24 protein-coding genes are annotated in these 23,970 nt (G+C 59.1%); 13 read left to right on the forward strand and 11 right to left on the reverse strand.

Features of this window, described 5'->3' with window-relative positions:
• Nucleotides 1-6 precede the first annotated feature (6 nt).
• The 4 genes from I2I05_RS17030 (at nucleotide 7) to I2I05_RS17045 (ending at nucleotide 4,371) form a co-directional block, all read left to right on the forward strand.
• A complete protein-coding gene (locus I2I05_RS17030; protein WP_196283460.1) occupies nucleotides 7-1,755 on the forward strand; it encodes an ABC transporter substrate-binding protein in 1,749 nt (582 codons plus the stop codon).
• 3 nt (nucleotides 1,756-1,758) lie between these two features.
• Nucleotides 1,759-2,823 (forward strand): ABC transporter permease subunit, encoded by a 1,065-nt coding sequence (locus I2I05_RS17035; RefSeq protein WP_196283461.1) that lies wholly within the window; start codon nucleotides 1,759-1,761, stop codon nucleotides 2,821-2,823.
• A gap of 62 nt (nucleotides 2,824-2,885) precedes the next feature.
• A complete protein-coding gene (locus I2I05_RS17040; protein ID WP_196283462.1) occupies nucleotides 2,886-3,797 on the forward strand; it encodes an ABC transporter permease in 912 nt (303 codons plus the stop codon).
• 370 nt (nucleotides 3,798-4,167) lie between these two features.
• Nucleotides 4,168-4,371, forward strand: coding sequence for a hypothetical protein (locus I2I05_RS17045; protein WP_196283463.1), 204 nt, complete (start codon nucleotides 4,168-4,170; stop codon nucleotides 4,369-4,371).
• A 177-nt stretch (nucleotides 4,372-4,548) separates the two neighbouring features.
• On the opposite strand, the gene I2I05_RS17050 is transcribed toward I2I05_RS17045, so the two are convergent.
• From I2I05_RS17050 to I2I05_RS17080, 7 genes are all read right to left on the reverse strand, one after another.
• A complete protein-coding gene (locus I2I05_RS17050) occupies nucleotides 4,549-5,448 on the reverse strand; it encodes an SDR family oxidoreductase (RefSeq protein WP_196283464.1) in 900 nt (299 codons plus the stop codon).
• Nucleotides 5,449-5,539: 91 nt separating this feature from the next.
• Nucleotides 5,540-6,196 carry a peptidylprolyl isomerase gene (locus tag I2I05_RS17055; protein WP_196283465.1) on the reverse strand — a complete coding sequence of 219 codons (657 nt, stop codon included), beginning with the start codon at nucleotides 6,194-6,196 and terminating at the stop codon, nucleotides 5,540-5,542.
• Nucleotides 6,197-6,273: 77 nt separating this feature from the next.
• On the reverse strand, nucleotides 6,274-7,209 hold the full coding sequence (hemC, locus tag I2I05_RS17060; protein WP_196283466.1) for a hydroxymethylbilane synthase: 936 nt from the start codon (nucleotides 7,207-7,209) through the stop codon (nucleotides 6,274-6,276).
• Between the two features lie 44 nt (nucleotides 7,210-7,253).
• Nucleotides 7,254-8,399 (reverse strand): DNA polymerase III subunit, encoded by a 1,146-nt coding sequence (locus tag I2I05_RS17065; RefSeq protein WP_196283467.1) that lies wholly within the window; start codon nucleotides 8,397-8,399, stop codon nucleotides 7,254-7,256.
• 6 nt (nucleotides 8,400-8,405) lie between these two features.
• On the reverse strand, nucleotides 8,406-8,945 hold the full coding sequence (locus tag I2I05_RS17070; protein ID WP_196283468.1) for a hypothetical protein: 540 nt from the start codon (nucleotides 8,943-8,945) through the stop codon (nucleotides 8,406-8,408).
• A gap of 1 nt (nucleotide 8,946) precedes the next feature.
• Complete coding sequence (locus I2I05_RS17075) at nucleotides 8,947-10,155, reverse strand: GlmU family protein (protein ID WP_196283469.1); 1,209 nt, start codon at nucleotides 10,153-10,155, stop codon at nucleotides 8,947-8,949.
• A 188-nt stretch (nucleotides 10,156-10,343) separates the two neighbouring features.
• On the reverse strand, nucleotides 10,344-10,613 hold the full coding sequence (locus I2I05_RS17080; RefSeq protein WP_068191230.1) for a type B 50S ribosomal protein L31: 270 nt from the start codon (nucleotides 10,611-10,613) through the stop codon (nucleotides 10,344-10,346).
• 202 nt (nucleotides 10,614-10,815) lie between these two features.
• Here I2I05_RS17080 and I2I05_RS17085 point away from each other — a divergent pair, with 202 nt between their 5' ends.
• The 6 genes from I2I05_RS17085 to secDF all read left to right on the forward strand — a co-directional run bounded on the left by I2I05_RS17085 (nucleotide 10,816) and on the right by secDF (nucleotide 16,954).
• The gene (locus I2I05_RS17085; protein WP_196283470.1) at nucleotides 10,816-11,268 is read left to right on the forward strand and encodes a hypothetical protein; all 453 of its coding nucleotides are present in this window, start codon (nucleotides 10,816-10,818) and stop codon (nucleotides 11,266-11,268) included.
• 220 nt (nucleotides 11,269-11,488) lie between these two features.
• The gene (rdgB, locus tag I2I05_RS17090) at nucleotides 11,489-12,073 is read left to right on the forward strand and encodes an RdgB/HAM1 family non-canonical purine NTP pyrophosphatase (RefSeq protein WP_196283471.1); all 585 of its coding nucleotides are present in this window, start codon (nucleotides 11,489-11,491) and stop codon (nucleotides 12,071-12,073) included.
• Nucleotides 12,074-12,166: 93 nt separating this feature from the next.
• Nucleotides 12,167-12,793 (forward strand): uridine kinase family protein, encoded by a 627-nt coding sequence (locus I2I05_RS17095; RefSeq protein WP_196283472.1) that lies wholly within the window; start codon nucleotides 12,167-12,169, stop codon nucleotides 12,791-12,793.
• Between the two features lie 99 nt (nucleotides 12,794-12,892).
• Nucleotides 12,893-13,354 carry a DUF4268 domain-containing protein gene (locus tag I2I05_RS17100; protein ID WP_196283473.1) on the forward strand — a complete coding sequence of 154 codons (462 nt, stop codon included), beginning with the start codon at nucleotides 12,893-12,895 and terminating at the stop codon, nucleotides 13,352-13,354.
• An 86-nt stretch (nucleotides 13,355-13,440) separates the two neighbouring features.
• A complete protein-coding gene (locus tag I2I05_RS17105; protein WP_196283474.1) occupies nucleotides 13,441-13,815 on the forward strand; it encodes a hypothetical protein in 375 nt (124 codons plus the stop codon).
• A gap of 151 nt (nucleotides 13,816-13,966) precedes the next feature.
• On the forward strand, nucleotides 13,967-16,954 hold the full coding sequence (gene secDF / locus I2I05_RS17110; RefSeq protein WP_196283475.1) for a protein translocase subunit SecDF: 2,988 nt from the start codon (nucleotides 13,967-13,969) through the stop codon (nucleotides 16,952-16,954).
• Nucleotides 16,955-17,283: 329 nt separating this feature from the next.
• On the opposite strand, the gene I2I05_RS17115 is transcribed toward secDF, so the two are convergent.
• The 4 genes from I2I05_RS17115 to I2I05_RS17130 all read right to left on the reverse strand — a co-directional run bounded on the left by I2I05_RS17115 (nucleotide 17,284) and on the right by I2I05_RS17130 (nucleotide 21,078).
• The gene (locus I2I05_RS17115; protein WP_196283476.1) at nucleotides 17,284-17,886 is read right to left on the reverse strand and encodes a NifU family protein; all 603 of its coding nucleotides are present in this window, start codon (nucleotides 17,884-17,886) and stop codon (nucleotides 17,284-17,286) included.
• A gap of 145 nt (nucleotides 17,887-18,031) precedes the next feature.
• A complete protein-coding gene (gene aroC / locus I2I05_RS17120; protein ID WP_196283477.1) occupies nucleotides 18,032-19,111 on the reverse strand; it encodes a chorismate synthase in 1,080 nt (359 codons plus the stop codon).
• 106 nt (nucleotides 19,112-19,217) lie between these two features.
• Nucleotides 19,218-20,828 carry a BatD family protein gene (locus tag I2I05_RS17125; protein ID WP_196283478.1) on the reverse strand — a complete coding sequence of 537 codons (1,611 nt, stop codon included), beginning with the start codon at nucleotides 20,826-20,828 and terminating at the stop codon, nucleotides 19,218-19,220.
• 13 nt (nucleotides 20,829-20,841) lie between these two features.
• The gene (locus tag I2I05_RS17130; protein ID WP_196283479.1) at nucleotides 20,842-21,078 is read right to left on the reverse strand and encodes a hypothetical protein; all 237 of its coding nucleotides are present in this window, start codon (nucleotides 21,076-21,078) and stop codon (nucleotides 20,842-20,844) included.
• Between the two features lie 24 nt (nucleotides 21,079-21,102).
• Here I2I05_RS17130 and I2I05_RS17135 point away from each other — a divergent pair, with 24 nt between their 5' ends.
• The 3 genes from I2I05_RS17135 to I2I05_RS17145 all read left to right on the forward strand — a co-directional run bounded on the left by I2I05_RS17135 (nucleotide 21,103) and on the right by I2I05_RS17145 (nucleotide 23,955).
• A complete protein-coding gene (locus I2I05_RS17135; protein ID WP_196283480.1) occupies nucleotides 21,103-21,858 on the forward strand; it encodes a ferritin-like domain-containing protein in 756 nt (251 codons plus the stop codon).
• A gap of 34 nt (nucleotides 21,859-21,892) precedes the next feature.
• A complete protein-coding gene (locus I2I05_RS17140; RefSeq protein WP_196283481.1) occupies nucleotides 21,893-22,723 on the forward strand; it encodes a ferritin-like domain-containing protein in 831 nt (276 codons plus the stop codon).
• A 431-nt stretch (nucleotides 22,724-23,154) separates the two neighbouring features.
• Complete coding sequence (locus I2I05_RS17145) at nucleotides 23,155-23,955, forward strand: ferritin-like domain-containing protein (RefSeq protein WP_196283482.1); 801 nt, start codon at nucleotides 23,155-23,157, stop codon at nucleotides 23,953-23,955.
• The last annotated feature ends 15 nt before the right edge of the window (nucleotides 23,956-23,970 follow it).

The raw sequence follows: 23,970 nt of genomic DNA on the forward strand, positions 1-23,970 counted from the left end.
CCTCGCATGAAGCCTCATTCTTCGGCCTTTTTTCTGCTTTGTGCTGCAATAGGTTTTTGTAGTCAAAGCTGTTCTGCGCCCGAGGGCAAGGACCTCGCCATTCGGGTGCGCTGTGCTTATGACCCCGAGTCGTTGAACCCGCTACAGCTGCCTAACCAGCAGGCTTTTGACGCCGCGAATCTGCTGCATGTCAGCTTATTACAAGCCGATTTTTCTAAAAAGGAAATAGCCCCTGCACTGGCCGAAGCCCTTCCTACGGCTGAGCTCGTTGGGGATTCGTTGACCCGCGTTTCTTACCGCATCCGCCCGGCGGCAACCTGGGATACCGGCGGGCCCGTGCTGGCCACGGATGTGGCGTTTACCTTAAAGCTGATGTTTTGCCCGGGCGTGCCCAACGAGACTTCACGCCTCCAATTTGGGTTTATCCAAGGCCTTATTCCCGACCCGCACGACCCGCGCCGCTTCACCTTGGAATGCCGCGGTCAAGGAACGGAATACCAACAAGCCACGGGCGACTTTTTTATTCTGCCAGAAGCCGCACTCGACCCTCAAGGCGAGTTGCGGCGCTTTTCATTGGCCGCGTTGCAGCGCCGCCCCCAGAACGCCCCCGATTCGGGACTGGCCGCCGTGGCCCGGCGCTACCGCGCCCTAGCCCCCGGCAAATTACCAGGCTGCGGCCCCTACCAATTAACCGCCTGGGAAAAAGACCGGTACCTCGCCTTTCGCCGCAAGGCAAACTGGTGGGGCAGCCGGCTCCGGCCCACGCCGTTCGTGCTGCAGGCCCGCTCTCAGAAGTTGGCTTTCGTCATCATTCCAGATGCCGCGACGGCGAGTTTGGCCCTGCAACGCGGCGACTTGGATATTTTCCCGCAAATGCCTGCTCGAGAATTTGCGCGGCTGCGCAAGGCGACGGCCGCGCGGCCTGCGCTCTCCTTTTACTCGGTGCCATCCTACGATGTGGTAACGGCCGGCTTTAATACCCGCCGACCGGCCCTTGCCGATGCCCTGACCCGGCGGGCGCTGAGCCATTGCTTTAATGCGGCGGGCTTGTTGCAGGCCACCCAGATGGGCGAAGGACAGCAAACCGTCGGCATCATCAGCCCGCTGGACCGCCAGAATTACAACGACAGCCTTGCCCCCGTGCCGTTCGACCTCGCCAAAGCCGAGGCGCTTGTTCGCCAAGCGGGCTGGCAGCGCCGGGCCGGCACCGAAACAGGCTGGGTCCGGACCCGGCCGGGCAGCAAACAGCCCGAGGTTTTACAGGTATCCATGCGCTATCGGGCCGATGAAACCACTTTCGCGACCATTGCGCTCCAATTCAAGGCCGCGGCGGCGAGCCTGGGAATTGCCGTCTCGCTGTTGCCCACCGAAGCGGGCTCGTTTACCACGGCTTTGCGCACCAGCGACTTTGATATGTACGTGCGCACGCTCAAGGGCAATCCATTCATGTTCAACCTTGCGCCGCTGCTGCATTCGCGCGCCATTGGCCAGAGCAACACAACGGGCTACAGTGGGGCAGCGAGTGACCGGCTCCTCGACGCCATTGCTGTAGCTGAAAACCCCACGCGCCGGGCGCAGTTGCTGCGGAAGTTCCAAACATTGATGCAAGCCGAAATGCCTTGGGTGCCCTTATTCTTCCTGCCTACCCGCATTGCGGCCAGCCACGAGCTAACCGGCCTTCACGTCACAGGCCTCAAACCCGGGTTTGCCCTTACCGCTGTGGAGCGTTCGGCGAAATCCACTCCCACTCCGTAGCGCATGGTGTGGCCCTTGCTCAGGCGCTTATTTCGGACGGTACTGGCCGTGTGGGCCTTGGCATCTTCGGTATTTCTGCTAAGCCGCCACGACGCGAACACCGCCACGTTACTGTTCCTGCCCGACTCTTCGGAATCGGTGGCCACCGGCAATGGCAATGCGGCTGACTACGCCGCGGCGCAGCGGGCCGTCCAACACCGCCTGGGCCTCGACTTACCTTTGTTTTACGCAAGCCAACAGCCCAACGCGCCGGCCAACACGGCACAATGGCGATGGAATGGCACTCAAAACCAATACCATCGCTGGATGGTCCGCCTCCTGCACGGCGATTTAGGCACCTCTTTCCGCACGGCGCAACCTGTCACCACCCGGATGTGTAGTGCATTGGGTTTCACTTTGCCCCTAACCGGCACGGCGGCGCTGCTGGCCGTCTTGACGGCTTTGGCGTTGGCTCGGCGCCTAGCGGCCAAGCCCTGGTGGCAGCACCCCGTGCGGGCGGCACTGGTGGCAGTGCACGCGCTGCCCCTGTTTGTGCTGGCCTTATTGCTGTTGCTGACGTTTGCTAATCCTGCAGTAGTTGCCTGGTTTCCAGCTTATGGCCTCGACCAATTGGCGGCTGATTCAGACAACTGGAGCCGTACTCAAACCTACTTGCTGCATTTGGTGCTACCCGTGGCTGCACTCACGCTCGCGGCGCTGCCGGAACTCACCTTGCAGCTCGATGCGGCCTTAACCCAGGAGTTGCGCACCGATTATGCCACCACCGCCCGCGCCAAAGGCTTGGCCGAAGGAGCCGTCATCCGGCACCACGCCCTGCGCAATGCTTTGCTACCTACTCTTACCCAAGTGGCTGAGCTGCTGCCTGCCATGGTGGCCGGGGCCGTGGTGGTGGAAGTGGTGTTTGCCCTCCCCGGCATGGGCCGGCTGCTGGCCGACGCCGCGGCCGGCCGCGACTATCCCGTGCTGGTGGGCGGGGTTCTGCTAACGGGGGCGGCCCGCCTGCTGGCGCTGCTTCTGGCCGACCTTCTTTATTTCTGGGCCGACCCGCGCATCCGGTGGCAATCCTAACTTTTTCTTCGCTCTCCTGGCCACAAAAGCTGGCTGGGGTTTGGCTAAGCTTCATAGTGCTTATGGCACTGCTGGCGCCGTACTTGCCGCTCCCCTACCCTCCTCATGAGTCCGATTTGGCACACGTAGCCGAAGCGCCCTACAGCATGGGCAGCACGGGCTTGCACTGGTTGGGCACCGACCCGCAGGGGCGCGACGTGTTGAGCGTGCTTGTATTCGGGGCCCGTACGGCCGTATTGCTTACGCTTCCGGCGGCCTTTCTAGCGGCTTTGCTGGGGTCACTGGCCGGCGGGGCCGCCGGCTTTTGGGGAAATACCCGCCGGCTGGCAGTGCCTTATTGGCTACTGGCCTTGGGCGGCCTGTGGTGGGGACTGCGATTTCCAGTGCCCTTAGTGGGTGCAGGAGTTGCCGCTCTGGGAGTCGCCGCCATCGTGCTGGCCCTCCTGCGCCCACGCCCTATTCCCACTTGGCCAGTTCCTATCAACGCCATAGTCATGGGAGCCGCTACCACCTTGGATTCCATTCCGCGCCTGATTCTGGTGGTGGCCATAGCTGCCGGCAGTGGGGTCTCGGCACCCGGCCTGCTGGCCTTGCTTACCCTGACGGCGTGGCCGCATTCGGCCCGCTTGGTACGGGCCCAAATGCTGCGAATCCGTACCCTGCCCTTCATCGAAGCAGCCCATGCAGCCGGCCTTTCATCCTGCAAAATTTGGTTGCATCACGCGTTGCCGCATGCCATCCAACCCCTGCGAACAGCCCTGCCACTCAGTATAGCTGGGCTGCTGGGGCTGGAGAGCACCTTGTCTTTTCTCGGCATTGGCTTGCCCCCTGATGTAGCGAGTTGGGGCAGACTTATGAGCGCCATCCGCAACGAACCAGACGCTTGGTGGACGCTTGCGCTTCCAGCCACATGCCTGATAGCAAGTATTTTATCACTCAATGCACTAGGGCGCAGCCGACACAAATCGCTATAAATCTTCAATTATTCCGCTAAAATCAAGGAGTCGGTAAACCTCCCAATCATTTGCTTATCTAGATTTGCGTCATGTCGCAAATGGGCATTTTTTTGGAGACTTAGAGAGCATTCAAATGCAAAATATATTTTCATCAACAATCTATTTTTCAATTGTTTGATTACCGTAATACAAAAACCCGTTTTTACTATTTTATAAATTATCAATATTAATCATTGCATTTTATCACAAATATTGGCGCATTTGAATGTCGCCTATTCTACGCTAGTGTCCTTTTCTGCGGTAGAATGGCGCGGTAACATTGTATCGCCTTAGGGATGCTTGCTATCTACTTACCCCGACGGCTTCATTCTCTCTACCGCTGCTACCCATGTATCTACTTATCTATCCCGCACTAAGCCCCTCACGCCGTTCAAAATCATCGAGCGGTGCTGCTCGGGCTGCTTCTACCGGCGCCGATTTTATTACCCCCGATGGCCTGATTGTGCCACGCGCGTTGGGCGAAGCCGCGCTGCTCGGCCACACTGCCGTGCTGGTAGGTGGGCTTTTGGTGGGCGTCTGGCCCCAATCCTGAGCTTAGCCCCTCGGCTTAGTCGACTTGTTTTTCATTCCATTTTCAGATTTCCATCCAACACCGGCCTACTACCCATAGGCAACCTCTCTACCACCATTACCTCTACCCCTTACTCACAGGCTACCCCCGTTGAGTTTAAACCCGCCGTCTACCCCGGTGGGTTTTTTTTTGTGCCGACTAGTTACTCTGCTCACCAATTAGCGCAATGCCTTCGGCGAAGGTGTGCGGCTGAAAGCCAAGTTCCCGCCGGGCCTTGTCGATGTAAAACCCGGTGCGGGACGGCCGCCGAGCCGGCTGCGAAAACGTACTGGCAGTTACTTTTTCAATCAGGCTTTGGTCGAGGCCGAAATAGTCCGCCACGCGCAGCGCCATGGCGTAGGGCGTGAGCAATTCGTCGCTGCTGAGGTGGTAGATGCCTTGCGCGCCCTGCCGGGCCAGTAGCCAACAGCCCTGCGCGAGGTCCTCGGCCAGGGTGGGCGTACGCCACTGGTCGTCCACTACTTTAATGGATTTGCCGGCGCGCAAGGCATCCCGAACCCACACCACAATATTGGTTCGGCCGTACTCGTGTGCGACGCCATACACCAGCACGGTGCGGGCAATGGCCCAGCGGCCGGGGCTAGCCTGTACCAAGCGTTCGGCGGCCAGCTTGCTGTGGCCATAAAAGTTTACCGGCCCGGGTTCGGCGGCCTCCGTGAGCGGTCCAGCCTCTCCGCTGAAAATAAAATCAGTACTGAGGTGCGTGAGGTGAATATCGTGCTGGGCGCAGGCAGTGGCCACGTGCGCCACCGCTGTCACGTTTTGCTGCCAGCAGTCCTCCTGGTTTAGCTCGCACTCATCCACATTGGTCATGGCCGCCGTGTGGATAAGGTGGGTGGGCTGCTCTTGAGCCAGCACTTGCCGCACCTGGGCCGCGTCCGTTACGTCGAGTACTTCAAAGCGGACATCGGGGTAGAGCCCGGCCAGTTTATTAGCGCCGCGCGACGTTGCCACCACCTCCACGCCCACCTGCTGGCGCAATAGCGCCACCAGCTTCTGGCCCAGCAGGCCGTTGGAACCCGTGATAAGTATTTTCATGGGAGAGTGACTGCGTTTATTGGCTGTCATGCGTCAGACGGCCTCCACTGGGCACTACTACCGTGGTGTTCTCACCAAGCGGCGGGCCTTGCTACTCGTACTTGTAGCCGTAGAGCTTGGTGATTCTCTTCCGCTTCAGCTTCTCAATTTTCATGGTCATTTTGGCGTCGCCAGTGGGGTGGTCGCGGCCATCGCGGGGCAGGGCGGCAATTTTGTCGATGACATCCAGCCCCTGAATGGTTTGCCCGAAAACGGTGTATTGCCCGTCGAGGAAGTGGGTGCCGTCGTGGTTTTGAACCAAGTAAAACTGGCTGATGCTGCTGGCGCGCTGGGGATTGGCAAAGTCACCTTGACGTGCGGCGGCCAAGGCCCCAAAGTTGTGCTGGTGCCCAGCGACCAGTTCGGCCGCAACCGTGCCCTCGTTGGCCTGGCCCAGCCCGTCGTTGCTGGGGTCACCGTCTTTGGAGTTGACATCGCCTCCCTGAACCATGAAATTGGGGATAACGCGGTGAAACGAGGTGCCATCATAGAAGCCACTTTTGGCTTTTTTCAGAAAATTGGCTTTGTGCAAAGGCGTGTCATCGAAGAGAATGACGCGGATGATGCCCTGCGCCGTGGTGATGGTTACGACTTCGTCCCGGCTGCTTTTTTTGGCGGGCTTGGCGGGTTTATCGGCGGCAAAAGCGGAGCCAGCCACCCACAACAAAGCGAATAGCAGCACCCCAAAACGATGAACAGAGAATTTCATTGGGAAAAGGAAAGAGAAAGGAAACAGTGCCACAAAATTACGGTGCCGCGCTTGCCGCCAGATGTCGGCAACAGGCATTACCCGCGGTGCTCGCGAATGCTGGCCAGAATTTCGCGGCCGCCACGGGCCAGCACCGCATCGGCCACGGCCACGCCCAGGGCGTAGGCATCGGCCGCCGCGGCTTGCTGAATTTCTTCCACGTATTCTTCGCCGCTGAGGCTGATGAGGCCGCCGTGCAGGCGTACCGCGCCGTTGCTATCCAGCGTGGCCAATGCAAATGAGGGGATACTACACCCGCCTTCCATGGTGTGCAGAAAGGCGCGCTCGGCCAGCAGACAAGTGTGGGTGGCGGGGTGGTCGAGGGCGATTTTGAGTTGGGCTTTGAGCGCCGGATTCAGGTCGGCGGCGCATTCGATGGCGATGCTGCCCTGGCCGGTGGCGGGCACAAACTGCTGGGTAGGCAACACGTGACGCACGAGGTGGTCGTAGCCCATGCGGTGCACGCCCGCATACGCCAGCACCAGCGCATCAAACTGGCCTTCTTCCAGCTTGCGAAGGCGGGTTTGGAGGTTGCCGCGGGCCTCGGCGGTGGTGGCTTCGGGATAGAAGCGGCGCAGCTGGGCCTTGCGGCGGGTGCTGCTGGTGCCCAGCACAATGCCGGGCTTAGCGAGCGAAAATTGCTCGTTGAAGCTCAGAACCACGTCGTTTACCTGCTCCCGCTCCAGAAAGGCCAGCAACTCCAGGTCGCGCGGGATGCTGCTTTGCACATCCTTGGCCGAGTGCACGGCCAAATGGGTTTCGCGCCGCCGCAGACTTTCCTCCAGCTCTTCGGTAAACACGCCTTTCGAGCCAATCTTGGCCAGCGAACGGTCCTGCACGGCATCGCCGGTGGTTTGCATGGGCACGATTTCGGTGGCAAAACCAGCTTTTTGGAGCAGGCTGGCTACGTGCTCCGTCTGCCAAAGGGCAAGGCGGCTGGCGCGTGTAGCGAGGCGAATGGGTTCTTGGGACATGTAAATAATGTTCAATTAACGGGTAGCCGCTGGCAATGCGAAACCTAAGCCTGGGCCAAACGCAGCTGACTGCCCAGCCGCAACGAGCTGTCGAAAAACACCATGCGCGGGTTGGCATTGCGCTCGATGTGGTAATGGGCGTCGGTCAGCTCTTTGGTTAATAAATCGGCGTTGCGCGGTGTCACAAACTTGGCAAATCCAACCACGAACTGTTGCTCCCCACCGGCCAGGTGCGGCACAAATTTCGGGTCGATGCCAAACAGCAACACCTTGCGCACCAAGCCCAACGAGTAGGCCAACAACTCTTTCTGGTTTTCGCGGCCCAGCTTCTGAAATTCCTCGCTTTTCTTGAGAATGTCGCCCGCCTTGCTGCCGTAGTTAAAGCACAGCCGCATCCAGTCGCGGAAAAATTCAAAGTAGTTATGGTCGGCGTTGGCGTCGCGGCTGGCCAGGGCGGCGCCCAGGCTGCCGTCGGCCAGCTGGGCTACCTGGCGGGCTTTGGCCTCGGGCACGTGGTGCCGGGCGTGCAGGAATTCGGTGATGTCGTCCTCCGAAAACGGGCGCACCACCACCGGCTGCACCCGGCTGATGATGGTGGGCAGCAGTTGCTCGGGCGCGTGCGACACCAGCAGGAAAATGGTGGCGGGCGGCGGCTCCTCCAGCAGTTTCAGCAACGCGTTGGCGGCGGCCGGGTGCATCAATTCTGGCAGCCACAGAATCACAATTTTGAAGCGGGCCTCAAACGCCTTGAGCGACACCAGCTTTAGGATTTGCACAGCCTCGTCCTTGGAGATGTTGCCCTGCTTGTTTTCGGCCCCGATGTGCTGCATCCAGTCGTTGAGGCCTTGGTAGGGATTGCCGAGCACGAAGCTGCGCCACTCGGCCATGAACTTGCTGCTCACCGCATCCTTGGCCACCGTTTTGGTGGTGGTCACGGGCACGATGAAGTTCAGGTCGGGGTGGGCCAGCTTGGCGGTTTTGGTGCAGGCCGGGCAGTGGCCGCAGCTGTCCCCGGCATCGGCGGTGCGCTCTTCGCAGTTCAGATACTGGGCGTAGGCCAGCGCCAGCGCCAAAGCCGCGCCGCCCTCGCTGCCCCGAAAAAGCTGCGCGTGCGCCACATGCTGCCGCTGCACCGATTGGCGCAGCAGCTGCTTAACGGCGGCTTGGTTGGGAATGTCGTTGAAAAGCACTTCGGTTTAGTTGTCGCTTGGTTTCAAAAGTTTCTGACGCGACTTGTGCTGCCACAGCAGCTTTAGAGAATTGAAATAATCGGCATCAAAACGGAGAAGCTGGATTTCAGAAAGTACGAAAGGTGGGTTGTCGTTGTCGCGCACGGCCACCGTACAGTTCGAAGAGAGCGTATCCATCCATAAATGCACCGCGTCGGCTTCATTTACCCAACCAAAAAATGTGCAGTCCTCTTTGTCCGTAAATTCAACCAACCCATATTGGTGCTCTACCCAGCGCATCATGTCCACTAATTCAAGAAAGGAAAAATTTGACGGCACTTCCGGCTGAATGCCCTTCAGCTTTAGTACCTGCTCAACCTGTTTGCGGTCACGATGTGGTTTGCGGGACACGATGTGCTCCTTCACAACCAAAACGTACCCGTCAATCATATAATCATTCGGAATAGAGCGGAGCAATAACCAATCGTTGTCTTCGGCCAGCCACAGGCCCACCTCGTCGGCTTCCCAACCAGCAAGCTGCACATATTCGACATGGTAGGGCTTCATCTTATTTAACCTTCTCCCAGATTCTATCCCCTGCCGTGGCCTCAAACACTGTCTGCATAATTCCCTGCTCCACCTCATCATAAGGCAGCGCGCGGCGGGCCATCACCCGCTCGGCCACTTCCGCTACTTTGGGCAGCTTAAAGGTTTCGAAGCCCGCCGCGCCACCCCAACTGAAGGAGGGAATGAACGTGCGCGGGAAACCCGCTCCAAAAACATTGGCCCCCACGCCCACCACCGTGCCGGTGTTGAACATGGTGTTGATGCCGCATTTGCTGTGGTCGCCCATCATCAGGCCGCAGAAGGTCTGGCCGGTATCGACGAAGCGGCCGGCCACGTGGCTCCAGATTTTGACGGGCGCGTAGTTGTTTTTAAGGTTCGACGTGTTGGTATCGGCCCCTAGGTTGCACCACTCGCCAATGACGGAGTTGCCGAGGTAGCCGTCGTGGCCCTTGTTGGAATAGCCCAGCAGGATGCTATTGCCCACTTCGCCGCCCACCTTGGAGTGGGGGCCCACGGTGTTGTCGCCGCGCATTTTGGCGCCGGCGTTGATGTGCGAACCCTCGCACAAAGCCAACGGGCCCTTGATAATGGCGCCCTCGTGCACCTGCGAGTTTTTGCCCAGGTAAATAGGCCCGTCCTCGGCATTGAGAATGGCCGCGCGGATTTTCACGCCTTCTTCGATGAAGATATTTTCGGCGCCGTACACGATGGTGTGCGGGTCGTTCACGGGCTGCGAGGTGCGGCCCTTCGTCAGGAGCGCAAAATCGCGGCGGATTTCTACCCCATTGAACAGAAACAGCTGCCACGGACGCTTGATGACGGCCACCGGCTCGGCTACTTGCTGGGTTTCGGGCAAGCCGTCCTGAATGAGTTCGGCAACCAGCGTGGCATCGGCCACGTGCGCCGCCACCAGCAGGTCGTCGGAATACAGGGCCTGGCCGGGCTGCAGCGCCTGCACCTGGCGCGTGAGCAAGTCATCGGGGCACACGGCGCCGTTGATGATGAGCGCCGGGCCGCTCACGTCGCCGGCCGGAAACTTGGCCTGCAAATACGGTTGCGTGAGGTACCCGACCGATGCGGTGCCCAGCCGGTGCTGCCACTTCTCGGCTAGGGTGAGGATGCCGCAGCGCAAAGCCGCCACGGGCCGCGTGAACGTGAAGGGCAACAGATGCGGCCGAATGGCCGGGTCATCAAAAAGCAGAACGTGCATGGGTAGGGCGGTTAGCGCGGAGCCGGAGCATTGCGGCGGGCGCGGGCGGTTAACTTTTTGTTACGATAACGGGGCGAATTTACGGCAACCGGGCTCGGCCGGGGCCATAAAAAAACTCCTTCCGGGTTCACCGAAAGGAGTTTTCAGAATGCGGATAGCAGCGGGCGGCAAGCCTGCTGCCAGGCCAGCTATTCTTTGTTGGCGCTGTTCTGCTCTTTCTTGGCGTAGCGGCTGCGGAATTTCTCCACGCGACCGGCCGTGTCGATGAACATGTTTTTGCCGGTGTAGAAGGGGTGCGAAGCGCTGCTAACTTCGATTTTCACCAGCGGATATGTTTTGCCGTCTTCCATCGTGATGGTGTCGGTCGGCTTCATCGTGGAGCGCGTGATGAACTTAAAATCCGAGGAAGTGTCCTGAAACACGACTTCCTGATATTCGGGATGGGTCTCTTTTTTCATATCGGGGGCCAGTTTTACCAGTTGAACCCTGCCGATTTTGCGGAAGGGACTGCAAAAGTACAGCTTAGCTCGTAAATACCCAACTCCGAACCCAATAATTTCCTATTAACAAGCTCCGCCGATGGGTGTAGCTGAGCTTGTTGACTTTCTGAAACGGTTGTACATTTGAATCCGACCCCCACATGGGGGCGGTCCGTCGCGCGTGCTCCTATCCTACCTCATCCGCCGTCTGTTCCGCCGTTCTGGCCTGGTGGCCGTGCTGGTGTTGCTGTGCGGGATGGGGGCGGCCATAGCCGCGACGCTCACCCTGTTCACGGCCGCCTACAACGGCACCACCGTGCGCGTGGAGTGGGAAGTGAACACCGAAACCGACGTCACCGGCTTCGAGCTTGCCCGCAAAGCAGCCAACGAATCGGCGTACACGGTGCTGAGCAACGTGACGGCCACCGGCCAGCGCCGCTACCAGTACCTCGACGCCAACGTGTACCGGACCGCCGGGGGCACCGGCACCGCGGCCCCCACCACCGGGGGGCCGTATACCTACCGCCTCACCGTGCTCGGCCCCGGCCCCGACCCGAGCTACCTCACCGTGCTGGCCGGCACGCCCAGTGCAGTGCAGCGTTCCTGGGGCACTATCAAGTCCATGTTCCGTTAGGGTTGAAGGTGCCTTTAGTAGGTTGAGCGTGTCATCAGGACAGCGCGCATTAAACACTGCCAAGAACTACCAACTCACGACGAACCACCAGCCCGTCATGCTGAGCTTGCCGAAGCATCTCTCCCGCGCAACTAATTCATTTTAGTATTGCAGGAGAGATGCTTCGACAAGTTCAGCATGACGTTCTTTTTTGCTTATCCACTGACATTCCAACCTTATAATGACCCAACTCTGCTTTGCTTCTAACAACGAGCACAAGCTCGACGAAATTCGTCCGCTGCTGCCGCTTAATTTCACCTTGTTAAGTTTGGCCGACATCGGCTGCCACGAAGAACTGCCCGAAACGCAGGACACCCTGGCCGGCAACGCCCGCCAAAAAGCCGAATACGTGCGCCAGCACTACGGCGTGGATTGCTTTGCCGACGACACCGGCCTGGAGGTAACCGCCCTCAACGGGGAGCCGGGCGTGTACTCGGCCCGGTACGCCGGCCCCCAGCGGCTGGCCGAAGACAACGTGGCCAAGCTGCTGCAGGAGTTGGCCGGGGCGACTGACCGCTCGGCCCGGTTCCGCACGGTGGTGGCGCTGGCCCGCGCCGATGGGGCCGTGCACGAATTTGCGGGCGAAGTGGCCGGCCACATCACCGAGGCGCCCCGCGGCACGGGCGGCTTTGGCTACGACCCCGTGTTTGCGCCCGCCGAGGGCGACGGCCGCACGTTTGCCGAAATGAGCGGCACCGAGAAAAACCGCATCAGCCACCGCGCCCGGGCCGTGGCGGGGCTGCTGGCTTTTTTGAGCAACGAGTAAATTCGTGAGCGAAAAAGGGTTAGCACAGGATGACCGAATTCTTCGCTCCTGCTTTTTCGTTCCTCCTAAAGCCAAGCCTTATCTTTGCCTGCTATGCAAACCCCTTATCTTATTGGCATCACCGGCGGCAGCGCTTCTGGCAAAACCACGTTTCTGCGCCGGCTCCTGGCGGCGTTTCCCGAAGACCAGATTTGCCTCATTTCGCAGGATAATTATTACCACCCCCGCGAAAAGCAGCTGCGCGACGATAAGGGCGTAGAAAATTTTGACCTGCCCGCCAGCATCGACGCCGCCGCGTATGCCGACGACGTGTTGCGCATCAGCCAGGGCCACGAGGTGCGGCGCAGGGAATACACCTTTAACAACGCGGCGGCCACGGCCAAGGAATTGGTGTTTCGGCCGGCGCCCATTGTGGTGGTGGAAGGCATTTTCGTGTTTCACTTCGAGGAGATTGCCAAGCTGCTCGACCTCAAGGTGTACATCGATGCCCAGGAACACGTGAAGCTGCACCGCCGCATCATCCGCGACCGCGACGAGCGGGGCTATGATTTGGCCGATGTGCTCTACCGTTACACCCACCACGTGGCGCCCACTTATGAGCAGTTCATCGCCCCGTACAAGCACTACGCCGATATCGTGATTCCCAACAACCGCCACTTCGAGAAAGGACTGGAAGTGCTGGTGGGCTTCCTGCAAGGCAAAGTGGTGGCGGAACGCTAAGCGCATTGCGCTGCATTTACTCAAGGTGCAACAAGGTTCAGAAGCACGTCAAGCACCGGCCTGACGTGCTTTTTTTTGTGGCACACACTTTTAAATAGCATGTACAGCAAAGCAGAAGTAACCCAGCTCCGCCAAGCGTTCTGGACGGCCTTTGGGCAATACATGGCGCCCGTGCCGTCGGCCGAGGGCGAGACGACCAATTGGATAAACTACAAAACCGGCGTCAAGCACCTGTACTTCCGCATGCAGGCCGACAACCGCCAGGCCACCATCGCCATCGAGCTCAGCCACCCGGACGCGGGCATTCGGGAGCTGTTTTTCGAGCAGTTTCGGGAGTTGAAAGGCCTGCTGCACGAAACCTTGGGCGAGGAATGGACCTGGGAAGCAGAGGCGGCCGACGCGCACGGCGTGCCGTTTAGCCGCATTTATAAGGAGCTGAGCCCCGTCAACCTGTTCAGCCGGGACGATTGGCCGGCGCTGATTTCGTTTTTCAAGCCCCGAATGATTGCGCTGGACGCCTTCTGGGCCGACGCCCAATACACGTTTGAAGCCTTGAAATAGGCCTTAACCGCTTGTTAAATGAAGTAATACGACATTTTGCCTTCATCCCCGGCAAAAGATTATCTTTGCAGTCCCCGTACATACCCATGCTGGACTTGCTCACTCGTTTTTGGTTTTCGCTCCGCTTTGCCCTGCTCACCGCTACGGTGCTGCTGGTGCTGGGCCTGAACCAACGCGCCGTGAGCATACTGCGCCTGCCGGTGAGCAAGGGCGAGACGCACCTGGCCGCGCCGCCCAAGGCCACGGTGGTGAAACAAAAAGTACTTCTGGAAGCCACGGCTACACTGGACCATTTTGTGGCCCCGCCACTGGTGGCGTGGTTGCCGGCCGCGGTGCCCGCGCTATGGCTGCCGGCCCTGCGCCGGGCCCTGGCCGTGCCGCGGCTGCACGCGGGCGTGCGCGCCGGCGAGGTATTTCGAGCGCGGCTGCTGGCCGTGGCCCTGTCGCCGCAGGCCCCCTAAGGGGAGTTATGAGTTGCGAATTATGAATTATAAGTTGGCTGGTTGGGCGAAAGCCCGATGAGCAAGAGCCGCTTATAAGGTATGATTCCTGACTCGCCGCCCGAACGTCAACTCATAATTCATCACTCCTCATTCATAATTAGCAACGCTCATGCGTAATAAAGGATTAATCATCGCCCTAACCGTCGTGGTGACGGCGCTGTGCGCGTACTTCCTGTTCTTCACCTACGTCTCGCGCGGGGTGCAGCAGAAGGCCGTAGCCTACGCCACCACCAACGGCAAGCTCAACGAATCGGCCCGCCAGCACTACCTCGATTCGGTGTGGCGCGCGCCGGTATTCGGCCCGTTCACCTACCGCGAAGTACGCCAGAGCGAACTGGGCCTCGGCCTCGACCTGAAAGGCGGCATGCACGTCACGCTGGAAGTTTCGCCGGTAGAAATCGTACGGGCATTGAGCGGCAACAGCAAAGATGCCGCGTTCAACAAAGCCCTGGAGCAAGCCCAGGCAGCTCAGAAAACCAACTCGGGCACGCCGTTTACCACCCTGTTTTCGCAGGCCTATCAGGCGGCCGCCCCTGGCAAGTCGCTGGCTAGCATCTTCGCCAACACCACCAACAAGAGCCGCGGCATCGACATCAATTCGTCAAATGAGAAGGTAGTTGCCGCCATCGATAAAGAAGTAGACGAAGCCATTGACCGCTCGTTCAACATCCTGCGCACCCGCGTCGACAAGTTTGGCGTGAACCAGCCCACCATTCAGCGCGTGAAGGGTACCGGCCGCATTCAGATTGAGCTGCCCGGCGTAGACAACCCCGACCGCGTGCGCAAACTGCTGCAAGGCCAGGCCAAATTGGAGTTCTGGGAAGTGTGGAACCAGAACGAGGTAGGTCCTTACCTCGTGCAGCTCGACCAGCAATTGTCGGCCAAAGAAGCTGCCAACAAAGCAGGTGGCTCCACCGCGACCGCCGACACCACTGCCGTAGCCAGCACCGCCACCGGCGACTCGACCTCCCTGGCTGCCCAGCTGGCCAAGAAAACCAAAGACGCTGCTGCTGATTCGGCCGCTACTTCTACCAAAGGTGGCCAGTTGGCCCGCCTCTTCACCATGCCCGGCCGCCTGGGCGTGAACCTGCGCGACACCGCTCGCATGAACGACATCCTGCGCTCGCCCGAAGCCAAAGCCGTGTTGCCCCCCACCTTGGCGTTGCTCTGGAACCTGAAGCCAACCACCATCGACAAGCAGGAATACCTGGAGCTGGTGCCCGTGCGCAAAACCCGCGACGGCGTGCCCCCCATGAGCGGCGAAGTTATCAGCGACGCGCGTGCCGACATCGGCCAGAACGGCCAGCCCGAAGTGCTGATGAACATGACTCCGGCCGGCTCGCGCAAGTGGGCTAAAATGACCGGCGCCAACATCGGCCGCCAGGTGGCCATGGTGCTCGACGACTACGTGTGTTCGGCGCCGGTGGTACAGAGCGAGATTACGGGCGGCGGCACCAGCATCACGGGCAGCTTCGCCATCGAAGACACCCAGGACTTAGCCAACCAGCTGAAAGCGGGTAAGCTCCCCGCTCCTACCCGTATTGTAGAAGAAGCCATTGTGGGCCCTTCACTGGGCAAAGAAGCCATCGACCAGGGCCTGTACTCGTCGTTGGCCGGTTTGGTCATCATCATGATTTTCATGGCCGCCTACTACGGCCGCGCCGGCTTGGTGGCCGACGTGTCACTGTTGTTCAACATGTTCCTGATTCTGGGCATGCTAGCCCAGTTCGGTACGGCCCTGACCTTGCCTGGCATTGCCGGTTTGATTCTGGTAATTGCCTCGGCCATTGACGCCAACGTGTTGATTTTTGAACGGATTCGGGAAGAATTGGCCCACGGCCACAATGTGCCCGATGCCATCAACAAAGGCTACTCGCGTGCTTTCTCGGCTATTTTCGACTCAAACGTGACCACCATGCTGATTGCCGTTATCCTCGGCTTCTTCGGCACGGGTCCGGTGCAGAGCTTCGCCGTTACCTTGGGTATTGGTGTACTCACTTCGTTCCTGTCGGCAGTGTTTGTGTCGCGCCTTATCATCGAGTGGATGGTGAAAGGCCGCGAAGACCACAGCCTCACGTTTGACACGGTGCTCTCGCGCAACCTGTTCAAAAACATCAACTTCGACATCGTGGGCAAGCGCAAGATTGCCTACACGGTTTCGGCCATCGTCATCGTCATTGGCTTTGCCTTAATGGCGTACCAAGGTGGTCCTAACCTGGGCGTCGATTTCCAGGGTGGTCGCGCTTACGTGGTCGATTTCAACAAGCCCATGGTGGCCTCAGACGTAGCGGACCAGCTACGCCCAGCTTTCAAAGGCGCCGGCCTAGAAGTGAAGCAATACGGCTCGCCGAGCCGCCTGCGCGTGACCACCGGCTACCTGGCCAGCGACGAAAGCGTGGAAGCCGACAAGCAGGTACGCGCCGCCCTGGACCAGGGCTTGCAGCCCTTCGCCTCGGCCAGCCCAAATGTGCCGTCGTTCTCAAAAGTAGGTGCTACCATCGCCGACGACATCAAGCGCACCTCGGTGCTCTCTCTGGGCCTCACCCTGCTAGGCATCTTCATCTACGTACTGTTCCGCTTCGACAAGTGGCAGTACTCGATGGCGGCGGTAGTGGCGTTGTTCCACGATGCCTTGCTGGTAATTGCGGCCTTCCCCATCGCCCGGGCCTTCGGTGTGGTGTATGAAATGGACCAGATTTTCGTGGCCGCTGTGCTCACGGTGCTGGGTTTCTCCATGAACGACACGGTAGTTATCTACGACCGTATCCGCGAATACCTGCGCGAGAACCCCAAGCTGACCTTTGCCCAAGTGGTGAACCCGGCCTTGAACTCGACTTTCTCGCGGACCATCATCACGTCGTCGACCATTCTGATGGTGGTAATCGTGTTGTACATCTTCGGCGGCGAAACCCTCCGTTCCTTCTCGTTCTCGATGATTATCGGTATGATTTTCGGCACCTATTCGTCGCTGTTTATCGCCACTCCGATTATCCTCGACACCTACGGCCGGAAAGAGGAGCGTGAGCGCAAAGCTGCCGGCGAGGACGTAACCGGCCTGCCCGGCGACGCACCCAAGCTGAGCACGGCCAATATGTAATGCCCTGCTTGCGCAACCAGCGCAACATTTGCAAAAAAGCCCGACCATGTGGTCGGGCTTTTTTGTGCGTGGATTTGGTCTACTAGAACGCCACTTAGCGCGCAATCAAAGCTTTCTTTAAAAAATAAGCTACCTAGAAAGTCCAGACATCTATCATCCTGAGCGGAGCGAAGGACCTTATCACGCTTGAACAAATCGTTCTAACCTGATAAGGTCCTTCGCTCCGCTCAGGATGACAAACGCTGAAAAGATGAACTGTGAAACTGTTTCAAAAAAAATGCCCACCTGATAAATCAGGTGGGCATTTTTTATTCTTAGTTATTGGTTCCTTAAACCGTGATGCCTTCGGCAACTACGCTCTGCACTTCGGGCACCATGCGCTTCAACAGGTTTTCAATACCGGACTTGAGCGTGACGGTAGCTGAGGGGCAGCCGGAGCAGGAACCTTGCAGGTTCACGGTCACGATGCCTTCGTGGTAGCTTTTGAAGGTGATGTTGCCACCGTCTTGCTCCACGGCGGGACGCACGTAGTTATCGAGGAGGTCGATTACTTTTTGGGCAATCTGACCGTCTTGCTGGGTGGGGTCGCCAGCGGTGGCGGCTTGGGCAGCCTTTTGCTCGGCAGCAGGGTCGACCAGGAAAATTGGGCCGCCGGCCTCTACGTAGCTTTTCAGGAACTGACGCAACTCGGGAATGAGCTGGGTCCAGGCCAACTCAGGCTGGCTTTTGGTTACCGTGACAAAGTTCTGGGCGATGAAAACGCGGCCTACGTAATCGAAGCCAAACAGCTCCTGCGCCAGCGGCGAGTTGGCTGCGGCTTCGAGGTTGGGGTAGTCCACGCTCACGCCGTCGACCAGCAAGTTGGAGTTCAGGACAAACTTCATGCTCTCCGGATTGGGAGAGGCTTCGGCATAAATGGAAACAGCAGACATGGTTTCGGGGCTTAAAATCGAGGGGTGAGGTCGCGTAGGTCGCGACAACTAATATACAACCGCACGGGGGCGTTAGAGGTTGCAAATGTACCTACATCATTTGGTTTGAGCCTCGCCGCCGTAGCGTGGACGCTGCGAGTCCGCGCTACAACTGGTTGGCGCGGGCCCGGAGCAGCAAATCAGCCAGCACAAGCTGCGTCATGGCCTCTACGATGGGCACGGCGCGGGGCAGCACACAGGCATCGTGGCGGCCGCGCCCCACTAGCGTAATGGCTTCTCCCTGGTCGTTGATGGTCTGCTGGGGCTGTAGCAGCGTGGCCACGGGCTTGAACGCCACCCGAAAATTAATATCCTGCCCATTGCTGATGCCCCCCTGGCTACCGCCGCTGTGGTTGGTGCGGGTGCGCACCGCGCCAGCTTCGTCGGTATAAAATTCGTCGTTGTGCACCGAGCCAGGCAATTTCGTACCGGCAAAACCGGAGCCGAACTCGAAGCCTTTCACAGCATTGATGCTGAGCAGGGCGTGGCCTAGCACGGCGGGTAGCTTGTCGAACACTGGTTCGCCCAAGCCCGCGGGCACATGGCGTGCTACTCCGGTAATTACGCCGCCCACGGTATCATGCGTCGCCTGGGCCTGGCGAATGCGGGCTTCCATCCGCACCGCCGTTTCCGGGTGGGGGCAGCGCACGGGGTTGGCATCGATAAGGCTCAAATCCAGTTCCTGGTACTCCACGGGTACTTCTACTTCGCCCACGGCAGAAACGTAGGCGGCGATTTCAACTCCGAAGTGATTTAATAACTGCCCGGCAATGGCGCCGGCGGCGACACGCGCGGCCGTTTCGCGGGCTGAACTGCGGCCGCCGCCGCGGTGGTCGCGCCGGCCGTACTTCACGTCGTAGGTGTAGTCGGCGTGGCTGGGGCGGTAGGCGTGGGCAATGTGCGAGTAGTCATCGGAACGCTGGTCGGCGTTGGGGATGAACAGGCTGATGGGTGTGCCGGTCGTGAATCCTTCGAATAAGCCCGACTGAATCTGAACGGTGTCCGATTCCTTGCGCGGCGTGGTCAGGTCCGACTGGCCGGGCCGCCGCCGGTCGAGGGCCGTTTGAATGTGGGCTGCTTCTACCGCCACACCGGCCGGGCAACCGTCGATGATGACGCCGATGCCCGCTCCATGCGACTCGCCGAAGGTGGTGATGCGAAAAACAGAGCCGAACGTATTGGACATGAAGCGAGTAGTAAATGGCAATGACTAAGAAGAGGCCCCGGCAGGACGTCCTGCGCAGCCGGCAACCCGAAAACGCCAGGCAAAGTTGGCACGGCGCCACCGAAAATCAGCCCCGGCGCCCGGCACGCCACCAGCCCAATCCGGCTACGCCCACCAAGCCCAGCAGGAGCCAGCTGGCATAGCGGCGCACATCGCGGTACACATCCAACGACTGCAGGCGGGTATCCGCATCGGCCAGGGCGGGGCCGTAAAAAGGGTCTTCTTCGGGCTTGGGCAGCACGTTGGGAGCAGCCAGCCCCCCGCTGACCCGGGGACGAATTCTGGGCCGCAGGGTATCGTAGCGGGCCGTTAAAGGGTTGAAAACGATAAGGCGAACCAAACTATCCAAGGGAATGATGCCGGGCTGACGAGCCACCAACCGATAGCGAAACACCTTGCGCCCCCCGCCCGGCGTGGCCTGCTCGCGCACCTCGGGGCCGTACACGGCCAGTCCTGGCCACTCGGTGAAATCCGGAGCCAGCACCGCCGACAAATTTCCCTTCCCCTGTACAACAAACGTGTAAGTAAACGCCTGCCCTACCTGAGGCACAGAACGGCTAATAGCTTCCTGCAACTGGTAAGTTCCCACGGCCACTGCCGCCTGCTCCGGATGCAGCGGCAAAGCGCGCACCATCACTGTCAGGCCTTTCGACAAATAGGTTTTGTAGCCTGCCAGGCGATTATCCTGCCCCGGTTCTGGCTTTTTCAAAAGCTTAAACTTCACCATGGTCAACGCCAGGGGCGGAAAGCGCAGCGGGGCATTTGTAAGGGGGTAATAGACGTGTTCGGCCAGCCGGAAGCGCAGGTACAGCTGGCCTTGCTGGCGCACGCTGTCGGGGGTGACGCTGGCCTCGGGGCCGGGCTCCTGCCAAGCCGTGGCCTGGTGCAACTCCTGGAGCAGCGGGGGAAGTTGGTCATTAAAATCGTGGAAGGCCAACAAAGCCTGGTCCGAGGGCTTGAGGTAGAAATACAGGCCCACCCGCACGCCCTCGCCCACATACACGCTGGGCCGGTCGGCCACCACAGCCAGAAAGGCCCCATCGGGCAACTCCTGATATTGCGCGGGCTTGGGCTTGCCAAATAGCTTGTCGAGGTCGCCCACGGCTTGGAGCGGCGCCGTGGGGTCGGCCGGCGGGGTCAGGGCGGGTGCATTGCCCGGAGTGGTCACCGGCACATTACTACCGGCCGCGGGCGCGGGTGAGTTCGCGGGCGGCACGGCCGCCGGGTCGGGCAGCACGCGTACGGTAGCGGGTCGGCTGCGCAGCACCACTCCATTCACCGTTATTTGAAAGGGCTTGATGCTGAATTCGCCCTCGCCATAAGGCACGTAACGCTGCGTTATGGTCAGGTCTGTGAACCGGCGGCCTTGCACAATGCGCGTGGTGGTGGTTCTGGTTTTGCCGCTTTTTTTGAAGCCTTCCAGCTCCGGAAATTCCGAATACTGCCCCAAGGCCCCGCCTCGCAGCCGAAAGGCCAGCGTGAATACCCCCGTGACGGGCACCGTGGCTGGGCCCGGCAGCAACGCTACATCGGCCGGAGCGGTGGGCTTTGGCTGAGGCGGGGTTTTAGCGGCCGGCGCGGTTATGGCCGGTTTTGGGGGCGCCGTGGGCTGAGCACTGGCTGCCCCTGCGCCCAATACGCCCCACAACACCGCCATCCACCCAAAAAGTCTTCCCATAATCGCTGGCTTGTTAGCGAACCCTAAATGTAGCTTCAAACGCGGGAATGCCATTTCCTTGCAGAGTGCTAATTACTAAATCCACAGCAAAGCGGCGTTTTTGAAATAAAAAATACGGGCTTAGGGAATCCTTTTGCGACACTATTCCCGTATCTGGTTTCAAATCCCCATAACAGTTCAGGTTTTTACCTCCAAAAAACGGCCCGCTGGCGTCGTGTGGAACCGTATTGCCTTCTAAATAAAATTTCACTTCTCACCTAACCGTTTCTATTCCATGTCTGACAAACTTCAGCCCCGCGGCACCGAGGAATCCACGCTCGCCCAACCGCTGTACACGCCCATCAAGCGGCGCTCCTTTTTCATGTACGCTGGTGCCACAGCGGGTGCTTCGGCCCTGGTGTTGGCCGGCTGCTCCAAAGATTCGGATGATGCGACGCCGTCGCTTCCTAAAGGCAACAGCACCACGGCCGATGGTTCTATTAGCCTGGGTTCGGGTGATGTAGGCGTTTTGAACTACGCTTATGCTCTAGAGCAATTGGAGGCTGACTTTTACGCAAAAGTTGCAGCTCTTTCCAATGGCGCTACGCTACTCGGCGCTACCGAATTTGCCTACTTCCAGCAAGTAGCCAAGCACGAAGCCATTCACCGCGACTTCTTTAAGGCTGCCCTTGACCGCGACGCCGCTGGCCAAACCCTGCGCGGCCTGACGCCGAAGTACCCCGCTGCCACCTTCACTAGCCGTGCCACTATCCTGAATACTGCCAAGACATTTGAAGACCTCGGTGTAGCGGCCTATAATGGCGCGGGCAAGCTCCTCAAAACGGCTGCTTACCTGGTTATTGCCGGCCAAATTGTTTCGGTTGAGGCACGCCACGCTGCTTATGTCCGCGACTTGGTTGAGAAAGGCTCTTTTTCGTCCGATGTGGACGCCCTTGGTCTCGATAAGGCAATGACCCCTGCTCAGGTCCTCACCGCTGCGCAAACCTTCATTACCGAGAAGCTGGATGGTAGCTCCATTGGCGTTAATTAATCCCCCTTCCCTCCAATCGTAATCAATCTTCACCATGAATTTCTTCAACATTATCAATCAGCTTTCCGAAGTAGACCCCGACGTAATGGGTCGCTTGGATACCCGGCGTTCTGTGTTCAACTCGTTGACCACGGTAAGTAAGCGCGCTGCTTTGGCTTCGGCTCCCGCCTTTTTGGCTGCCTTCTTTTCGAAAGCTTATGCTGGCACTACCGCCGGCGACCCCAAGGAAGTTTTCAACTACGCCCTTACGCTGGAGTACTTGGAAGAGGATTTCTACAAAAAGGTAGTTGCTTCGCCCATTTTTGCTACGGTTTCCGCTGATGACCAAGCTGCCATCCGTCAAATCCTGAAGCATGAAACGGCTCACGTGAACCTGCTGAAAACGGTAATTACCACCATTGGTGGAACGCCGACTGCTCCGGTCACTTTCAAAGCAACCACGTTTGCGACACTCACTTCCTTCCAGGCACAACTCCAAGTAGCCCAGCTACTTGAGGACACCGGCGTACGGGCCTACAAAGGCCGCGCTGGAGACTTGTTGGGTATTCCCGACGTAAACATCACCGGCGTAGGCATGGTGAACCCGCTCCAGGCTGCTCTGCAGATTCACTCGGTGGAAGCCCGTCACGCGGCTCACATTCGCTACATGCGCGGTCAAACGCCTTGGATTAGCGGCGACGGTGACCTCGACGGCCAGGAACACTATAAAGGTGCTATTCCCGAGAGCAACACCACGCAGTCGGGCGTGGACATTACCAAGCTTGGTGGCGGTTATACTGCCAAAGACGCACAGGCTTCGTTCGACGAAATCCTGACTAAGGCCGAAGTACTTGCCCCTTCGCGCGCCGGTGGTCTTGTTGGTTAATACCAATCGGTAATCCGCTTCTATATCGAAGCAGCTTATATACAAAAGCCGGCCCCGCATATGCGGGGCCGGCTTTTGTGTTTCTAAATGGGTAGTGGTTTGCGCCTAAACGATGATACTGGCTAAGGTGTAGGTTTTGCACCGTTATTTCAACATAATTTTAGCTAAGCCGCCTTCTTATGCTTCGTCTTGGCCCGAAATAAGGCATTGAACCAACCTCATCAGCACCAACCATCCGGTAGCTTTACGGCGGGTTATTGACTAATCAGCGTTCTTACTGCAAGCAACTGGTTATTCGCCGTTCCATCACAATCCGCCGTATTTGTCTTGATTCGAGTGTGCTTGCTCATGCCATGGTGGGCTGCGTTCGATTTTCCTGATGGGCTCAGCCCGACGGCTTCATTCCTTAATTCACTAACTTTTTTCTTCTCATGTCCGACACTACCCGGCCCACTGGCCCCGAGCGTCTTTCGCCCGCGCCGCCCTTGTACGCCCCCATCAAACGGCGTTCGTTCTTCCTGTACGCTGGTGCTACTGCCGGGGCCACGGCGCTTGTGCTGGCCGGCTGCGACGATGACAGCGACACCACACCCAACAGTGGCTTGGTGAATGTGGGCATCAGCAGTGCCAACGACTTTGGCGTGCTCAACTACGCTTATGCTTTGGAGCAGCTGGAAGCCGCGTTTTACACCCAACTCAAAGACGGTGACTACTACAAGTCGCTGGCCGCATCGAGCGCCGAAAAGCAGATTCTTGACGACCTCCACTACCACGAGGTGGCGCACCGTGATTTCTTTCGGGCGGCCCTGAGCAGCAACGCCATCAAAAACCTCGAACCCGATTTTGCGACCATCGACTTTGGCGTGCGCACGGGTGCGACCGGCGGAAAATTGGGCGTGCTCGATGCCGCCAAAGCATTCGAAGACTTGGGCGTAGCAGCTTACAACGGTGCGGGGCGCTACATTCAAAGCCCGCTGAACCTGGTATTGGCAGGCAAAATTGTGTCGGTTGAAGCCCGCCACGCCTCGCTCATACGCGACCTGCTTGCCGAAGCCACCTTTGTGGGCGATGACGTGGTGCAAGTGACCACCGGCGGCCCCATTGTGGCGGGCGGGCCGGTTTCGGCCACCCCAACCGGCCTGGAGCGCTCCAAATCCCCAACCGAAGTAGTAGCCATAGCCAACACGTTTCTAAAAGCAGGCTCGAAGCTGGACGTATCGGGCTTGGTATAAGTCCGGACGGGCTTT

The organism is Hymenobacter jeongseonensis, from assembly GCF_015694725.1.
Lineage (GTDB): Bacteria > Bacteroidota > Bacteroidia > Cytophagales > Hymenobacteraceae > Hymenobacter > Hymenobacter jeongseonensis.

What these genes read in the sequence shown, in the direction of transcription:
- rdgB (WP_196283471.1), top strand. Translation starts at nt 11,489, where the DNA reads ATGACCCAACTCTGCTTTGCTTCTAACAACGAGCACAAGCTCGACGAA.
- I2I05_RS17115 (WP_196283476.1), bottom strand. Translation starts at nt 17,886, where the DNA reads ATGTCTGCTGTTTCCATTTATGCCGAAGCCTCTCCCAATCCGGAGAGC.
- I2I05_RS17145 (WP_196283482.1), top strand. Translation starts at nt 23,155, where the DNA reads ATGTCCGACACTACCCGGCCCACTGGCCCCGAGCGTCTTTCGCCCGCG.
- I2I05_RS17105 (WP_196283474.1), top strand. Translation starts at nt 13,441, where the DNA reads ATGCTGGACTTGCTCACTCGTTTTTGGTTTTCGCTCCGCTTTGCCCTG.
- aroC (WP_196283477.1), bottom strand. Translation starts at nt 19,111, where the DNA reads ATGTCCAATACGTTCGGCTCTGTTTTTCGCATCACCACCTTCGGCGAG.
- I2I05_RS17095 (WP_196283472.1), top strand. Translation starts at nt 12,167, where the DNA reads ATGCAAACCCCTTATCTTATTGGCATCACCGGCGGCAGCGCTTCTGGC.
- I2I05_RS17030 (WP_196283460.1), top strand. Translation starts at nt 7, where the DNA reads ATGAAGCCTCATTCTTCGGCCTTTTTTCTGCTTTGTGCTGCAATAGGT.
- I2I05_RS17075 (WP_196283469.1), bottom strand. Translation starts at nt 10,155, where the DNA reads ATGCACGTTCTGCTTTTTGATGACCCGGCCATTCGGCCGCATCTGTTG.
- I2I05_RS17080 (WP_068191230.1), bottom strand. Translation starts at nt 10,613, where the DNA reads ATGAAAAAAGAGACCCATCCCGAATATCAGGAAGTCGTGTTTCAGGAC.
- I2I05_RS17045 (WP_196283463.1), top strand. Translation starts at nt 4,168, where the DNA reads ATGTATCTACTTATCTATCCCGCACTAAGCCCCTCACGCCGTTCAAAA.
- I2I05_RS17140 (WP_196283481.1), top strand. Translation starts at nt 21,893, where the DNA reads ATGAATTTCTTCAACATTATCAATCAGCTTTCCGAAGTAGACCCCGAC.
- I2I05_RS17035 (WP_196283461.1), top strand. Translation starts at nt 1,759, where the DNA reads ATGGTGTGGCCCTTGCTCAGGCGCTTATTTCGGACGGTACTGGCCGTG.
- I2I05_RS17135 (WP_196283480.1), top strand. Translation starts at nt 21,103, where the DNA reads ATGTCTGACAAACTTCAGCCCCGCGGCACCGAGGAATCCACGCTCGCC.
- I2I05_RS17055 (WP_196283465.1), bottom strand. Translation starts at nt 6,196, where the DNA reads ATGAAATTCTCTGTTCATCGTTTTGGGGTGCTGCTATTCGCTTTGTTG.
- I2I05_RS17100 (WP_196283473.1), top strand. Translation starts at nt 12,893, where the DNA reads ATGTACAGCAAAGCAGAAGTAACCCAGCTCCGCCAAGCGTTCTGGACG.
- secDF (WP_196283475.1), top strand. Translation starts at nt 13,967, where the DNA reads ATGCGTAATAAAGGATTAATCATCGCCCTAACCGTCGTGGTGACGGCG.
- hemC (WP_196283466.1), bottom strand. Translation starts at nt 7,209, where the DNA reads ATGTCCCAAGAACCCATTCGCCTCGCTACACGCGCCAGCCGCCTTGCC.
- I2I05_RS17040 (WP_196283462.1), top strand. Translation starts at nt 2,886, where the DNA reads ATGGCACTGCTGGCGCCGTACTTGCCGCTCCCCTACCCTCCTCATGAG.
- I2I05_RS17050 (WP_196283464.1), bottom strand. Translation starts at nt 5,448, where the DNA reads ATGAAAATACTTATCACGGGTTCCAACGGCCTGCTGGGCCAGAAGCTG.
- I2I05_RS17125 (WP_196283478.1), bottom strand. Translation starts at nt 20,828, where the DNA reads ATGGGAAGACTTTTTGGGTGGATGGCGGTGTTGTGGGGCGTATTGGGC.
- I2I05_RS17070 (WP_196283468.1), bottom strand. Translation starts at nt 8,945, where the DNA reads ATGAAGCCCTACCATGTCGAATATGTGCAGCTTGCTGGTTGGGAAGCC.